At 55.0% G+C, this 14,515-nt stretch carries 15 protein-coding genes, 2 pseudogenes and 1 riboswitch; of the genes and pseudogenes, 2 read left to right on the top strand and 15 right to left on the bottom strand.

The genetic code is table 11. The features are described from left to right. Positions 1 to 15: 15 nt before the first annotated feature. Positions 16 to 1,152 (bottom strand): trans-sulfuration enzyme family protein, encoded by a 1,137-nt coding sequence (locus tag MOTHE_RS09810; RefSeq protein ID WP_011393485.1) that lies wholly within the window; start codon positions 1,150 to 1,152, stop codon positions 16 to 18. Between the two features lie 60 nt (positions 1,153 to 1,212). Further along, positions 1,213 to 1,321, bottom strand: a riboswitch (SAM riboswitch). Positions 1,322 to 1,433: 112 nt separating this feature from the next. Continuing rightward, a pseudogene (locus MOTHE_RS12920) lies at positions 1,434 to 1,844 on the bottom strand (methionine ABC transporter permease); the annotation flags it as partial. Positions 1,845 to 1,872: 28 nt separating this feature from the next. Between MOTHE_RS12920 and MOTHE_RS09800 the strand changes: the two are divergent. Further along, on the top strand, positions 1,873 to 2,259 hold the full coding sequence (locus MOTHE_RS09800; RefSeq protein ID WP_158499115.1) for a B3/B4 domain-containing protein: 387 nt from the start codon (positions 1,873 to 1,875) through the stop codon (positions 2,257 to 2,259). Here the strand turns inward: MOTHE_RS09800 and MOTHE_RS09795 are convergent. The 9 genes from MOTHE_RS09795 to MOTHE_RS09755 form a co-directional block, all read right to left on the bottom strand. Beyond that, the gene (locus tag MOTHE_RS09795; RefSeq protein ID WP_011393484.1) at positions 2,251 to 2,778 is read right to left on the bottom strand and encodes a 2-oxoacid:acceptor oxidoreductase family protein; all 528 of its coding nucleotides are present in this window, start codon (positions 2,776 to 2,778) and stop codon (positions 2,251 to 2,253) included. The genes MOTHE_RS09800 and MOTHE_RS09795 overlap by 9 nt on opposite strands. Then, positions 2,778 to 3,623 carry a thiamine pyrophosphate-dependent enzyme gene (locus MOTHE_RS09790; RefSeq protein WP_011393483.1) on the bottom strand — a complete coding sequence of 282 codons (846 nt, stop codon included), beginning with the start codon at positions 3,621 to 3,623 and terminating at the stop codon, positions 2,778 to 2,780. The genes MOTHE_RS09795 and MOTHE_RS09790 overlap by 1 nt, the downstream gene beginning before the upstream one ends. A gap of 1 nt (position 3,624) precedes the next feature. Next, on the bottom strand, positions 3,625 to 4,797 hold the full coding sequence (locus MOTHE_RS09785) for a 2-oxoglutarate ferredoxin oxidoreductase subunit alpha (protein WP_011393482.1): 1,173 nt from the start codon (positions 4,795 to 4,797) through the stop codon (positions 3,625 to 3,627). Then, positions 4,794 to 5,012, bottom strand: coding sequence for a 4Fe-4S dicluster domain-containing protein (locus MOTHE_RS09780; RefSeq protein WP_011393481.1), 219 nt, complete (start codon positions 5,010 to 5,012; stop codon positions 4,794 to 4,796). The genes MOTHE_RS09785 and MOTHE_RS09780 overlap by 4 nt, the downstream gene beginning before the upstream one ends. A gap of 42 nt (positions 5,013 to 5,054) precedes the next feature. Beyond that, on the bottom strand, positions 5,055 to 5,855 hold the full coding sequence (locus MOTHE_RS09775; protein ID WP_053095001.1) for an ABC transporter permease: 801 nt from the start codon (positions 5,853 to 5,855) through the stop codon (positions 5,055 to 5,057). A 21-nt stretch (positions 5,856 to 5,876) separates the two neighbouring features. After that, positions 5,877 to 6,884, bottom strand: coding sequence for an ABC transporter substrate-binding protein (locus MOTHE_RS09770; protein ID WP_011393479.1), 1,008 nt, complete (start codon positions 6,882 to 6,884; stop codon positions 5,877 to 5,879). Then, positions 6,881 to 8,479 carry an acyl--CoA ligase gene (locus tag MOTHE_RS09765; protein WP_011393478.1) on the bottom strand — a complete coding sequence of 533 codons (1,599 nt, stop codon included), beginning with the start codon at positions 8,477 to 8,479 and terminating at the stop codon, positions 6,881 to 6,883. Before MOTHE_RS09765 ends, MOTHE_RS09770 begins: the two co-directional genes overlap by 4 nt. 21 nt (positions 8,480 to 8,500) lie before the next feature. Next, positions 8,501 to 9,277 carry an ABC transporter ATP-binding protein gene (locus tag MOTHE_RS09760; RefSeq protein WP_011393477.1) on the bottom strand — a complete coding sequence of 259 codons (777 nt, stop codon included), beginning with the start codon at positions 9,275 to 9,277 and terminating at the stop codon, positions 8,501 to 8,503. A gap of 292 nt (positions 9,278 to 9,569) precedes the next feature. Then, positions 9,570 to 9,755, bottom strand: a complete 186-nt coding sequence (locus MOTHE_RS09755) for a YezD family protein (protein WP_011393476.1) — start codon at positions 9,753 to 9,755, stop codon at positions 9,570 to 9,572. A gap of 262 nt (positions 9,756 to 10,017) precedes the next feature. Here MOTHE_RS09755 and MOTHE_RS09750 point away from each other — a divergent pair. Beyond that, positions 10,018 to 10,743 (top strand): annotated as a pseudogene (locus tag MOTHE_RS09750) (putative sulfate exporter family transporter); the annotation flags it as partial. 597 nt (positions 10,744 to 11,340) lie between these two features. On the opposite strand, the gene MOTHE_RS09745 reads toward MOTHE_RS09750, so the two are convergent. From MOTHE_RS09745 to MOTHE_RS09730, 4 genes are all read right to left on the bottom strand, one after another. Continuing rightward, positions 11,341 to 11,601 carry a DUF2933 domain-containing protein gene (locus tag MOTHE_RS09745; protein ID WP_053094997.1) on the bottom strand — a complete coding sequence of 87 codons (261 nt, stop codon included), beginning with the start codon at positions 11,599 to 11,601 and terminating at the stop codon, positions 11,341 to 11,343. Between the two features lie 270 nt (positions 11,602 to 11,871). Then, positions 11,872 to 12,654, bottom strand: coding sequence for an ABC transporter ATP-binding protein (locus MOTHE_RS09740; RefSeq protein ID WP_373878632.1), 783 nt, complete (start codon positions 12,652 to 12,654; stop codon positions 11,872 to 11,874). Continuing rightward, positions 12,651 to 13,436: an ABC transporter permease gene (locus MOTHE_RS09735; RefSeq protein ID WP_011393472.1), complete on the bottom strand. Its 786-nt coding sequence runs from the start codon at positions 13,434 to 13,436 to the stop codon at positions 12,651 to 12,653. Before MOTHE_RS09735 ends, MOTHE_RS09740 begins: the two co-directional genes overlap by 4 nt. Positions 13,437 to 13,488: 52 nt before the next feature. Then, complete coding sequence (locus tag MOTHE_RS09730; protein ID WP_011393471.1) at positions 13,489 to 14,496, bottom strand: ABC transporter substrate-binding protein; 1,008 nt, start codon at positions 14,494 to 14,496, stop codon at positions 13,489 to 13,491. Positions 14,497 to 14,515: the final 19 nt, after the last annotated feature.

Genomic DNA, 14,515 nt, shown 5'->3' with positions numbered 1-14,515 from the left:
CAGGGTAAAAAGGGTTTAACAGGCCAGAGCCTGGTCCAGGTCGGCCTTGAGATCGTTCAAGTCTTCCAGTCCGACTGACAAACGTAACAAACGATCATTGATGCCCAGTTTAAGACGCATCTCAGCAGGGATTTCGGCATGGGTCTGGCGTTCCGGAAAAGTGATCAAGCTTTCTACCCCACCCAGGCTTTCCGCAAAGGAAATAATTTTTAAGCGCTGTAAAATCTGCTCCACCAGTCCGGCGTGCTTGACTTCAAAGGAAAGCATGGCCCCGAACCCGCTGGACTGTTTTTTACATATTTCGTGACCGGGATGATGGGGGAGGCCCGGATAATAAACCCTGGTCACCAGGGGGTGTTCGGCCAGCCACCGGGCCAGCTCAAAAGCGTTGGCCTGGGCTCGCTCCAGGCGTACGGCCAGGGTTTTCAAGCCCCGGATTACCAGCCAGCAGTCCTGGGGACCGGGAATCGCGCCGATGGTATTTTGGATAAAGGCCAGCCTTTCGCTGAGATCCTCCCGGGCGGCTATCGCTGCCCCCATAACTACATCATTGTGACCGCCTAAATATTTGGTGGCGCTGTGGACCACCAGGTCCGCTCCCAGTTCCAGGGGTCGCTGCAGGTAAGGGGTCATAAAAGTATTATCTACAATAGTCAACAGGCCCCTCTGGCGGGCCAGGGCAACCACGGCGGCAATATCGGTGATTTTCATTAGTGGGTTGGTAGGTGTCTCCAGGAAGATGCCTTTCGTATTGTTCCTTATAGATGCAGCCAGGGCAGCCAGGTCAGTAGTATCTACAAGGGAAAACTCCAGCCCCAAGGGAACCGCTACTTGGTTTAGCAGCCTGTAAGTACCGCCGTATAAATCCTCAGAAACCACCAGGTGGTCGCCGGGCCGGAAAAGGCAGAGAACGGCGGTAATGGCGGCCATGCCGGAGGCAAAGGCCAGGGCGCGACAGCCTCCCTCCAGCCCGGCCAGGCCTTCTTCCAGGACCTGGCGGGTAGGGTTGCCTGTCCGGCTGTAGTCAAAACCAGTACTCTGCCCCAGGGCCGGGTGACGGAAGGTAGCTGACTGGTAGATAGGCGTGCTGATAGCTCCCGTTTTACTATCATACCCTACTCCCAGCTGGACCAGCTCTGTAGCCAGACGCATTTTATCCAACTCCCCCTATGACAAAATAAAAGCTCTTCGCAGACGAAAAGCTTTTTTCAACTCTCATCTGCCAGGAGAAATCCTGCAGGAATTGGCACCGTACCTGGGTTCTAAGAGGCCGGTTGCCGGGCTTCATCGGGCCAGTCCCTCCGCCAGCTCTCGATAAGAGTTTCCGGGTATTTATTTTTTAGTTTTTTAATCAGCTTAGTTATATTTATTATATCCTCTATATCTAAAGCGTCAAGGGGAGAAGCTTAGAGAAACTTTTCCCGATTTCCGGGTTAACGCCGGCTTAAACGGGCGACAATCCGGTCACCTACTACCTGAATGATCTGGACCATAATGATTAATAAAACGACGGTAATAACCATAACGTCATTTTGGTAGCGCTGAAAGCCGTATTGATAAGCAAGGGTGCCCAATCCACCGCCGCCGACTACACCGGCCATGGCGGAATAGCCAATCAAGGTAATGGTAGTTAAAACAAAACCGGATACCAAGGAGGGGGTAGCTTCCGGAAGCATCACCCGGACGATAATTTGCCATGGAGAAGCCCCCATAGATTGAGCCGCCTCAATGACCCCCCAAGGTATTTCCCGCAGGGAGGTTTCCACCAGGCGGGCGACAAATGGTATAGCGCCGACAGACAGGGGTACGATAGATGCAGTTGTACCGATAAAGGTGCCAACGACCTCCAGGCTGATGCAAATAAACAGCCTGGTGGATTCATACAATTATATCTCCCTGAAGTATGCCCTGGCCCTGGGGGCCCATGATCTGGACAAGGTGGAGGGTAAGATCGCTTTTAATCTTACCACCGGGAAGGAAAGATTTCACCCCCTGGGTGCCACCGGACCTGTACCCGTATCGCCCGGGGAATATGCCTATATGGACGCAAGGGAAATCCTTTGCCGGCTGGAGGTCAAGCAGTGCGAGAAAACCAAAATCACTCCGGAAACGACAAACGCCTTCTTTATTATCCAGGGAAATGCCGCCACCCCCATGGATTATTTATACCGGGCGGCGGATGAGTTGATGGGCCTTATCGTCACCTACTGCCAGGGGCAGGTTAGCCTGGCTACCATCGAGTATACCGGCTCAGAGTAAGCTGTAACCGAGATTCAGGGCTTTAACATTTTCTTCGCCGAAAACCCGGATGCGTTCCAGCATGGCCTTCCTGACGACCTCCGGTTCCAGTACGCCTGCCATCAACCTGGTCAAAGCGCCCAGGAAAATGGCGTTGGCGAAGATCTCCCGGCCCAGGTTTTTAACGGCCAGGTCCCTGGCCGGGAGGGCGATATGCCGTACCGGTAGGCTTAAGTCAGGCTCCAGGTAACCGGGATCATAAAGGATTAACCCATCCCTGACCAGGTGCTTAAACCTGTTGTAAGCGGCGCTGGATAAAGCACAGAAATAATCGGGCCGCTCTACCACCGGGCTGTCTACCGGCTCGCCGGCAATAACCACCTGGCTGCGCACGTAACCGCCCCGGGTTTCCGTCCCGTGGCTGATTAGCATTGTCGTATGGAGTCCCTGGTAAACGGCGGCCAGGCTCAAAGTCTGGCCGATTCTTACCACTCCCTGACCGCCGAAGCCGCTGATTAAAACCTCTATTCTTCCGGCCATCACCGGTTCCCCCCCTGCTCCTGGACTTCAGCCACCCATGCCCGCAAGTTCTCACAGAATTCCGGACGGCTGTTGCTGGCGTCATAGTAAATACCAGTCCGCAGGGGAAAGTCAACCTCCGGTCCTGCCTGATCCATGGCAGCGGTACGCTCCCTAAACCACTGGTATATGGCTGCTGGCCGGCGCGTCCCCAGGGCCCTGGCACCAAAGTTGGTCACACAGGGGAAATAAACATGGACCAGGGAAAAGCCGTTATTGAGAAGCGCCTTTTTGATACTCAAGACGGCGTTCCGGCCCTCGAAGCTGGTGTGCCGGGCTAAAAAGGTAGCCCCCGCCGCCTTTAGTACCGCCAGGATATCCCTGCCGCCCTGGACCCAGTTGGGTTCCCACATGCCTAAAGGGCTGCTATCGGTACAGTAACCAGCCGGCGTGGTCCACCCGTACTGGCCGCCGGTAGACTGGTAGCCCAGATTATCACAGACGATGACAGTCAGGCCTACATTGCGCCGGGCACAATTCAAAAGGTGCAGCAGGCCGATGCCAAAGGCATCGCCGTCGCCGACGGTGAGGATGATCTTTTTCTCCGGGGGCAGGGCGAGGCGCAACCCGGTAGCCAGGGCATAAACCCGGCCATGGGTCCCGGCAAAATTGTCACCCTTCCAGGTGTTAAAGGTCTGGCGTCCGGCACAGCCTATCCCAGTACCCCAGACAATGTCTCCCGTCCCCAACCCCAGCTCGTCAATGGCCAGCAGCACCTTTTTGTGCACCTGGCCCAGACCGCAACCGCTGCAGGCCGTGCTGGGAATTTTCCTGGGGCGCAGGTATTTCCTGGCCAGATAATCCATCCTACCACACCTCCCTTTCCCTGGGGTTACAGGGAAGGGGCCGGTCGTTGACCAGGGCCCGGATCAGTTCTACCAGTTCCGCGACCCGCGGCAATTCACCGCACTTGCCCAGGAAGTGAATTGCCGACCCCTTTGGTGTCGCCCGCTGCACCTCACGCACCAGTTGCCCGTCGTAATTCATTTCCACCACCAGGTATTTAGCTTGCCAGCTGAAGATCTCCTCAGGGAAAGGCCACAGGGTGACGAGGCGAAGGCCGCCAACTTTGAGACCTTGCTCCCGGGCAACTTTCACGGCGCTTTTTACCACCCGTGAAGGACTGCCGTAGGCCACCAGGATGACCTCCGGTTCGTCATCGACAAAGTACGCCTCATACCTGGTAAGCAAATCTTTATGGTTTCTAACTTTATAAATCAGGCGATAGGCATGCTTGTGCTGCCACTCCACCTCTTCTGTATCGTAACCCTCGGCGGTAGGCGTCCAGTCGGAACAGGCAGCGCCGGTATTATGACCCAGGACTACCGGGGGAACATCAATGGCATCTGTGGCCGGGTAGAACTCCGGCCCCCTGTTTACCCGGCGTTCTATCACCTTCAGTCCCATGGCTTCCAGCTCCGCCCCTGTCTCGGGAATCAGCAGGGTCTCCCAGCCGTCGGTAACCAGCTGGTCCGCCAGGATGGTCACGGGCATGCGAAACCTTTCCGCCAGATAAAAGGCCTGGACAGTAATGGCGAAGGCTTCCTGGACGCCGGCCGGAGCCAGGACGATGTTTTCAAAATTGCCCCCGTGGGTCAGATAACGGCTCAGATAAAATTCACCCTGACCGGGAGCACCAGTAATGCCGCTTACCGGCCCCACCCGCTGGGAATTAACTATAACCAGGGGAATCTCGCTGGATATAGCCCAGCCGAAAGGGTCGGCATAGAGGATGTAACCCGGCCCGGAAGTGGCCGTCATGGCCTTCATCCCCCCGGCGGAAGCCCCGATACAGATATACAACGCCGCCAGTTCGTCTTCGGCCTGGAGGTAAAAACCGCCTGCCCGGGGTAACCGCCGGGCCATATTTTCAGCTATCTCTGTAGCCGGGGTAATGGGATATCCGGCAAAGACCCGGCACCCGGCAATGATGGCTCCTTCGGTTATGGCCCCGTTCCCGGTTTCCAGCAAACGTTTCATACTCCCAACCCCTTATCCGGCTCATCGATACTGATGGCAAAATCAGGACAGATATAAAAGCATTGCCTGCAACCTGTACATCTCTCCGGATAAACGGCCTGCATGGGTTTATACCCCCGTTCGTTGAAATAAGCAGCAGGGGCAAAGACATCCCGGGAGCAGACGACGGTACAGTAGCCACATTCTTTGCATGCCCGCGGATCGACTTCGACCATGCCATATCCCTCCCTTACCTGTGATATACGCCGGCCTTAAGCTCAAATCCGGACGGACCGGCGCCAGAAACGGGTGCGCCTTTCCAGGGGGGCAAAGATTAATTCTTCCACTACCAGCATGATTGCCCCCAGGACGACCATGGTAATAATCGTGATATCCGTACGGCCGGTACCCCTGCCTACTCCCAGCATGTAGCCCAGGCCGTTGGGTACCCCGACCATTTCGGCGGCGATCACCACCCGCCAGGCAAAGCCCAGGCCGACCCGGAAACCGGTTACCAGGTAGGGTATAAGGCTGGGAAGTATGACGCGGGAAAGGAGTTGCCATGGACCGGCCCCCATGGTACGGGCAGCCTCGATGAGGGTCTGATCGACATCCTTCATCCCCTGGTAGGTATTGATTAAGACGGGGAAGACGGAGCCCATGGTGATGATGAAAATCGCCGCTTTATCACCCAGGCCGAACCAGAGGATGGCCAGGGGGACCCAGGCTATGCCCGAGATGGGTCCGAAGATCCGCACAAAAGGTTCAACCAGGTTGTTTACCAGCGGCACCAGGGCCATGGCCAGGCCCAGGGGTACCCCTATTGCTACCGCAATGGTAAAGCCGAGGCCTACCCTGGCCAGGCTGATTAGAACATGCTTTAGTAAGTAACCGGACACCAGGGTTTCAAAGATTGTTACCAGGATCTTTCCCGGCGGTGGGAGGAGAAGCAGGGAATAATCCCTGGGAACCCGGCCGAACAAGCCTGTAATAGACGCCGTATACCAGATCAGGATAAATACGCTCAAGGCCAGGACGCCCTGCCACAGGCGCTGCCAGTCGTCTTTGCGCATTTTCATCGGCCTCTACTCCTCACCCCGTTATTCCCTGGGTAAATAACTACTGTCAAACAGCTTGCCAGGAGAAGGGATTTCCTGCAAATAACCCAGTTTTTGCGACCATTTTAAGGTTTCCAGGGTGGCCGGGATGTCAAGCTGCCAGGTATAATCGATTCTCTGGCGGGCGCTGGCCACAATCTCCTTATCAAGATTTAATTCCCTGGCAATCAAGGCGTTGGCTTCATCTGGACGGTTGTTTATAAAATCAACGGTTTCCTTGTAAGCGGCCAGGAATTTCTTCAATTCATCCGGATGCCGGTCAATAAAAGACTGGCGGGCGACGACCACGTTGACCGGATAATAGGCCGCGCCGGACTTTTGCTTCTTCCATTCCGCCGCGGCATCGTAGAGCACCCTGATCCCTTTAAACTCCCTTTCGGCCCGGGAAGCGAAGGGTTCCCAGGTAAGGACCGCATCCACCTCTTTGGACACAGTCAGGGCCGCAGGCATATCGGCCGGCGCCATGCCGGGTAAGAGCTGGACGTTCTTCTCCGGGTCCAGCTTGGCCTCATCTTGTAAGATGCGGCTACGGAGGAGGGTGTCGCTAACCGTCCCCGTCCTGGGCTCGGCTATTTTCTTTCCCTTTAACTCCGAGAGGTCTTTAATCCCGGCATCTTCTCTGGTCAGCAGGACATGCCCGCCGCCATTGGCCGAGGCAACTACCTTTAAAGGTACTCCCTTACCCTGCCAGATAGCTGCGGGAGCGACGCCGGTAAAGGCGATATCCAGTTGCCCGGAAGCGAAGGCCTCCATCAGTGTGGATCCGTCCTGGAAGTCCACGATATCAACCTTTAGCCCTTTTGCGGCGATTATCCCCCGGGTTCTGGCGATATAAGGGACAACAGTCCCCAGGGCGCGGTTGGTTCCTACTTTAATGGCCGCAGGTTCTCCGTCCCTGCTGGCTGTCGCCCCCTTACCGTTACCGCACCCGGCCAGGCTGGTTACCATCAATAAGGCTATTAACGTTAAACCAATGGCCTTTTTAATCATCTTTTAGCAACCTCCTCACCATTTATGGGGCGGGTGCCAGCCCCAGCCCCATGGGCGGCTCCCTGGAATTTTTTAAGATACAGGTCCACCAGCTTCAGGCGCTGAATCTTTCCGCTCGGCCCCCGGGGAAAATCCCGGATAAAGATGACCTCCCGGGGGACCTTAAAATCCGCCAGGTAATCTCTTAAGAAGGATATTACCCGATCTTCCGCCAGGCTTTTTCCCGGGCGCAGTTGGATGAAGGCTACCACCTCTTCACCGTAGAGGGGATCGGGGACACCTACTGCTGCCGCTAATTCTACTTCGGGTAAACGGTATAAGATCTCGTCGATCTCCCGGGGAGAAAACTTCTCCCCACCCCGGTTGATAAGTTCTTTGCGCCGTCCGGTAAGGAACAGGTACCCATCGGCATCAAGGTAGCCAAGGTCGCCGGTATAAAACCAGCCTCCTTTGAAAGAAGCGGCAGTAGCCTCTTCATTATGAAAGTAACCCCGGCAGACATTTTCCCCGCGAACTACGACTTCGCCGGTGACACCGGCAGGTACGGTCTCTCCATTTTCGTTCACCACCCGTACCTGATTGCCAACAGGCAGCCCCACGGAACCCGGCTTTCTCACCGCCGGGGGCAGGGGATTGGTGGTTACCTGGCTGGCGGTTTCCGACAGGCCGTAAGCCTCGATAACAGGGACGGCGAACCGGGCTTCAAATTCCCGCAGGACGGCTACCGGTAAAGGTGCCGAGGCGGAGCGCGCAAAACGCAAAGAAGAGAGGGCCGATCTATCCGGCAGAGGATGGGAAAGAAGGATGGACAGGATGGTGGGAACGGCGCTGAACCATGTAACCCGGTAGTTCCGGACCCAGTCCCAGAACCTGCTGGCCCTGAATTTATGGGGCATCACTACCCGCCCGCCGGAAAAGATGGGGGTGATCAGGGTCACAACTTCCCCATTTATATGATACAGGGGCAGGATACACAGGGCAGTATCTTCCGGCGTTAACCGGTGTCCTTTCTGGATATACCTCGCCTCGGCCAGCAAATTACCGTGGGTTAGCATCACCCCTTTAGGCTTTCCGGTAGTACCGGAGGTGTACAGGAGGAGGGCTAAGTCGTTCCTGCCAAGAGGGGACGCCTCAACTGCTCTGTCATCCCCCTTACTCCCGGATGCCAGCTCCAGGGCCAGCAACCTGCCGCCCTGCACCCCCAGGTCCAAGCGGCGAACAGGTAACCCCTTCAGGAGGGGGTAAAATACTCTGTACCATCCGTCGTCAGTTAAAACCAGGCTGGTCCCGGCATCTCCCAGGAGCCGGGTCACCTCTGCCGGTTTTAAATGCGGGTTGATGGGTACGACTACGCCTCCGGAGGCCATCACCCCGGTAAAGGTGACGGCGTAATTCAGGCCGTTCGCCATGAGAAGGGCCACCCTTTCTCCCTTGCGCATACCTAATGCCAGCAGTGCTTTTTCCAGTCTCCTGACGGCCAGCAGGTAGGCGTCATAAGTTAAATCCACGCCATCTTCCGGTGAGGAAAGAAATATCCTCCCGCGGTACTGGGTGCCCCTGGTTATTACCAGCTCTTTTACCGAGGCGAACTCCATAATAATCACCCCCTGCATATTTTAGATGGCATACTCCACTGGCGGGTCGTATGTTGTATATTGCTTTAAAACAAGGTTGCGGATCTGTAAAAATGTGAATTCCGTACGTCGCCTGGGTCTTTGCAGGGGAACAGGAACAATACTTTTTACTTTACCTGGCCGGCAGCTCATCACTACAATCCGGTCGGCTAAGTATACTGCTTCCTCTACATCATGGGTGACAAAAATGACAGTGAACCTGTTTTGCCGCCAGAGGGTTATTAGTTCATCCTGCAACTTCATCCGGGTAAAGGCGTCCAGGGCGGCAAAGGGTTCGTCCATGAGCAGTATTCTGGGTTTTAATGCCAGTACCCGGGCGATACCCACCCTCTGTTTCATCCCGCCCGATAGCTCGTGGGGATATGCCTTTTCAAAGCCCTTTAACCCTACCAGTTGGAGACATCTCTCTACTTCTTCCCGCTGTTTTTGGGGATCGATGCCTTTTGTTTCCAGACCAAAAGCGATATTCTTTTCCACCGTTAGCCAGGGGAAGAGGGCGTAGTCCTGAAAGACCATGGGCCGGTCCGGATGAGGTCCCTGGACCTCCTGGCCGTCCACGCTGATCACCCCTGAATCTACCTTTTCCAGCCCGGCCACCATTCTGAGCAAAGTCGATTTGCCGCACCCGGAAGGTCCGAGGAGGCAGACAAACTCATTCTCTTTGACCACGAAAGAAATATGGTCCAGGACTTTGAAGCTCTCCCCGTTATTATTGTTCAAGGCAAAGGCTTTGGTAACATTATCCAGCAAAATCTCCATCTGTTGGTATCTCCCCCCATTTGATAGATGCATGCCTGGATGATGGCAGGTCCTGATCCTTTTTATGTTCCCGATAAAAGGGCTGCCACCGCTTTCAACCCGGTACATTTTCACAGGTCCGACGACCGGTGTCATAACAAAAATGGAGACCCGCTATTCCATAAGGAAAACGGGCCTCCAGTTGTCTGGTCAGCCTCGGTATCTACCCAACAATTACAGGTGCTCTTTGATCGCCGGCGCCGGAAATACCGTTATTTACCTGGACTTCTAATATCACCTCTTACTTTCCAATTCATTCCTTGCCCAGCCTGACCTTCTCCGTATAATCAATCTGAACAATACGGCCATCCTGAATAATAATAGTGATGGATCCGTATCTCACCTGGCGTAAAGCCTTAAGTACCTCCTCCAGAACTCTCTGCTCCCGGGTTGAAATCTCTGCCTGGCACCGGTAATCCGTCAAGGGCCTTTCCGGCATCTGGCAATCATCCCCCCATTCTAACTTTTATGGACTACCCAGGGATTTACGGCAGCAGATATCGTTCATCCTCAGCCTTAATTATATAGTATTCCAATCACTTTAGTATACTTTGATTCTAACTTTCCTGGTATTCACTGTCAAGCTTTTTTTAAAAAAATACCAGATAGGTTATGGTCGTATTACAAGCCGGCATCGGGATACTTGCTTTGGGGCGGCAAGAAGAATATTCCTTTCAAGCGATAGATGCCCTTGATAATAAATCATTCTCGGCGCGCAAATTGGCCTGAACGCGTTGCAGTCAACGGGGCTCACTACCCAGGTGGTTCTCCGGGGCCTCTTCGCCATAATCGAGGCCTACTTAATCTACTGGCCCCTGGTTTACTTTATTGCCCGGAAATACTTTAAATTTACCCCAGAGTGGGCGGTTCCCCTGGCCTCGGGTATCTCTATCTGCGGTGTGTCGGCAGCCATTGCTACCGGCGGCGCCATCAAGGCCCGTCCGATGATCCCCGTCATCGTCTCGTCCCTGGTGGTCATTTTCGCCGTGGTGGAGCTGATCATCCTGCCCTTTGCCGCCCAGGCCTGGCTCTACAGAGAGCCGATGGTCGCCGGGGCCTGGATGGGCCTGGCCGTGAAGACCGACGGCGCGGCGGCGGCCAGCGGGGCCATGGTGGATGCCCTCATTCGCAGCAAAGCCCTGAGTGCCCTCGGAGTCAAGTGGCAGGAAGGCTGGATGCTCATGGCTACCACCACCGTCAAGGTCTTTATCGACATCTTCATCGCCATCTGGGCCTTCATCCTGGCCATAATCTGGTCCTGGAAGATCGACCGGCGGGAAGGGGAGCAGGTAAACGCCGGGGAGATCTGGCTGCGGCTCCCGAAGTTCGTCCTGGGTTACGCCGGCCTCTTTGTCCTGGTCATCCTCCTTGGCGTCGCCCTTAAGGGTACACCAGGTATCAAGCTCCTGAATGCCGGTATTGGGCAGGCGGGCATAAAACCGATATATTTAATACAAATTGGAGGGCTAAGAATGGCCTAACAAACGAAGAAATAGAACGTTACAGCCGGTAAATATTTTGCGCAACGTTGGCGGGTAAGGTATTGATTGTTGGTGCCCGTTACCGCCGAAGTTGAGGTAAACGGGCATATGCTTCCCGCTGCCCGGGCCGGATGCCGGCCGCATTGTACCGTGCAGCCGTGCTGACCATCGGTATTATTAATGTGAGGTAACCATGACGCGCACTACCCGGGCCTTAAACCAGGTTACCAGGCAGCAGCTGGAAAAAAGATATGCAGTCCGTTAGCCTGGGGCATAAATGGTTGGTCTTCTGTAATCGGGTCGATTATCGCCATGATGGTTGCCATTACCGCCGGCTTCCGAATGGTCCTTTTTGCCGGGGTGATGATATATGCGCTGCTTGCTTATCGCTACCGCCAGGGATTACAGTACTTATAGCTAATATTAACATAAATAGAAGCAATTTACTATAACGCAAAATACCACGTCCATGCCAAATTGTCTCTTAATATTGACAGGAGCGGCTTTTAACATGGCCGCTCTTCTCCATTATTTTATTCTAGTTTATTCTATCTGGGTTTTTCCTGATTGGGACTGATCATTTTTGCTGGTAGCCTTGTGCTCCCCATGCTGACATTCACCATGATTGTGACCGCCCATCATGAAAAGGTGCATCAGGGGACATAGTAAGAATAACAGCCAGGTCCAACTACCACCTGCAGTGCTATTATTTGCAGCTGCACCGCGGGCCAGTAAGAAAAATACAGCCACAATCATCAGGCCACAACCCAGGAGCATTAGCAAGCCGTGCTTTCTGTGATTCATCCCCATCTCTCCTCTTGGAAGTGAATTAGACATAAGTCTAGTCCCAGCATATTACCCTATATGGGTATGTGTCAAGATGGGTATGCGATCTTTCAGACTTTCTTCATGTTTTCTTCATAATATCTTCACAGCTCAAGGTTACTTATGCCTTTACCTTACTGGAAGCTACACGACCTGGTAGAGAAGCAAAGAGCGGTAATTATCAGCAGCTTAATAAAAGCGTCCGGGGTCCGGATAAACCAGACCCCGGGCGACTTTAACCTTAAAAATTTAAATATAATATTCCGGCTCACACGGCTTGCCTTCCTGTTTCATCTGAAAGGCGGTGAAGATCTGATCCCGCAGGGCGGCAAAGTCCGGCGAACTTCGGTCCCGCGGCCGGCTGATGGGGATGGGAATGACGGTTTTAATGCGGCCGGGGTTGGAGGTAAAAAGCACTACCCGGTCGGCCAGGTAGACTGCCTCATCGATGTCGTGGGTGACAAAGACAATGGTCTTCTTTTTCTGCTGCCAGATACGCAGCAATTCTTCCTGCATTTTAATCCTGGTAATAGCATCCAGGGCGCCGAAGGGCTCATCCATAAAGATGACCTCCGGGTCGACGGCCAGCGCCCGGGCCAGGGCTACCCTCTGTTGCATGCCGCCGGAGAGCTGGCGCGGGTGATGGTGGGCGAAGGGCAGCAGCCCTACCAGGCGGATATATTCCATGGCCAGGGAGCGCCGCCGGGTGATAGGCACCCCTTTTAGCTCCAGGCCGTATTCTACGTTCCCCTGGACCGTGCGCCAGGGAAAGAGGCCATAATTTTGAAAGATGGTGAGGTAGCGGGGGTCTGGCCCTGTCACCGGGCGGCCGTCAATATATACCTGCCCCTGATCCGGCATCTCGAATCCGGCCAGGATGTTCAGGAGGGTACTCTTACCGCAACCGCTGGGCCCGAGGAGGCAGACAAATTCACCTTCCTGCACCTCCAGGGTGACTTCCCGGAGCACCGGTAGGCTGCGGCCGGCCTTATCGGTGTAGGCCATGGTTACTCCCCTGGCTTCTATTTTTATCGCGGCCAACGTGATCCCTCCTCTTCCATTATGCCCCAGCGCCGGCAGGCCAGGCGTTCCAGCCAGCCGAACAGGCGGTCAATGGCCAAACCAAGGAGCCCGATGACCAGCATCCCAGCTATCACCAGCCCGGTATCCATGCTGTTGCGGGCGTCGATAATGAGAAAGCCCAGGCCCGACCTGACCCCCATCATCTCGCCGGCAACCAGGAAGATCCAGGCAGTACCAAGAGCGAAGTGGAGGCCCATGGTAATGTAGGGAAAAGCGGCGGGGACGATTACCCGCCAGAGAATGTGGCTACCCGAGGCACCGAAATTTTTTGCCACCTTTATATAAACCGGGTCTACATTTTTCACGGCCGCGATCGTACCCAGCAGGATAGGGTAGAAGGAGGCCATAAAGATGATGACTATGGCCGGCAGGTCCCCGATGCCGAACCACAAGGTGACCAGGGGCAGCCAGGCGATGGGTGAAATAGGTCGCAATACCTGCACCAGGGGGTCGACTGCGATCCACAGCCGCCGCGACCAGCCCAGCAAGAGCCCCAGGGGAATGGCTACGACGGCAGCTACCAGGTAGCCGCTGAAGAAGCGGAAGAGGCTGACGGCAATATGCTCTCCCAGAACTCCCTGGTGAAGCTGCTGGCTGAGGCTCTGGAGAACATCCCCGGGCCAGGGAAATAGGTAGCGGGGATACAGGCCGGTCCAAGCAAAAACCTGCCAGAGAGTTAAGGCGCCGGCCAACCCGGCCAGGGAGAGAAAAAAGCGTTCTACGCGCTGCAAGGGACGATTCTCCTTTCATCAGGGGCAGGGGCGTTTGCTACAGAGATCTGGATCAATTTTTCGGCGTAGGTAATATGGCCTGCCGGGCGAAGCGGTCGTCGACCAGTTCTTCCAGTTTAATTTCTCCACCAGGTAACAGGCGTCCCGGCTGGCCATCCCAGGGTATTTCTTTGAGGTACTGTTCGATCCTGGCCAGTCCCTCTGTTGTAGGCATGAGATCGCTATAATCGATCCACTGCAGGGACTGCTCCAAGGTTTCCCTGGCCACTGGTATATACGGCCGGGCCATTTCGATGGCCGTCCTGCGATCGCTCATTATATAATGACCGGTGTCTACCAGGCTGCCGACCAGTTCCTGGACGGCGGCCGGATTTTCCCTGACCAACTGCTGGTTTATAACCAGGCCACAGCACTCCCAGCCTGGGATTATATCTTGGGCCCGTTTTAGTACCCGTCCCGTGCCAGCTACCACTGCCTGGGCGCCGAAGGGTTCGGCTACCACGTAGGCCGCCACTTCGCCCCTGGCCAGGGCGGCGGCCATTTCCGGCGGGGCCATTTCTACCTCCTGGACGTCGCTGTAAGCCAGGCCCGCCTGCTGCAGGGCCTTGTATAAAAGAATATTATGACCGGACAGGCGGTGGGGGATGGCCACCCTTTTTCCTTTTAAATCTTTTACATCTTTAATCGGAGGGGCGGCCACCAGAACATCACCGTTTTTGTGGCTTAACAACACTACTTCAACGGGAATACCTTTGGCCTTACTTGCCAGAGCCAGCTCCAGCATGGTGATAGCTCCCTGGATCTGGCCGGAATTTAAGGCCTCAGTAAGATCCGGCCAGGAGCCGAATTTAACCAGCTCCAGCCGGAAGTTGTTAAAGTCGGATTTATGCCGGGCATCGGCCACTACCAGTGGAAGGGAATGGGTAATGGGCAGGTAGCCTATTTTGATTACGGGTTTTTCGCCAGAAGTTGCGGTTTTTTGGGAACCGCAGCCGGCCAGAAGGCCGGCGGTCAGCGTTAGGACCAAAATCAGGGTAACAGTTCTTGGCATCACCTTCATAACCTTTTCCGCTCCTTTG

Source organism: Moorella thermoacetica (assembly GCF_001267405.1).
Classification (GTDB): domain Bacteria; phylum Bacillota; class DSM-521; order Neomoorellales; family Neomoorellaceae; genus Neomoorella; species Neomoorella thermoacetica.
This window is presented reverse-complemented; position numbering and strand designations above follow the sequence as displayed.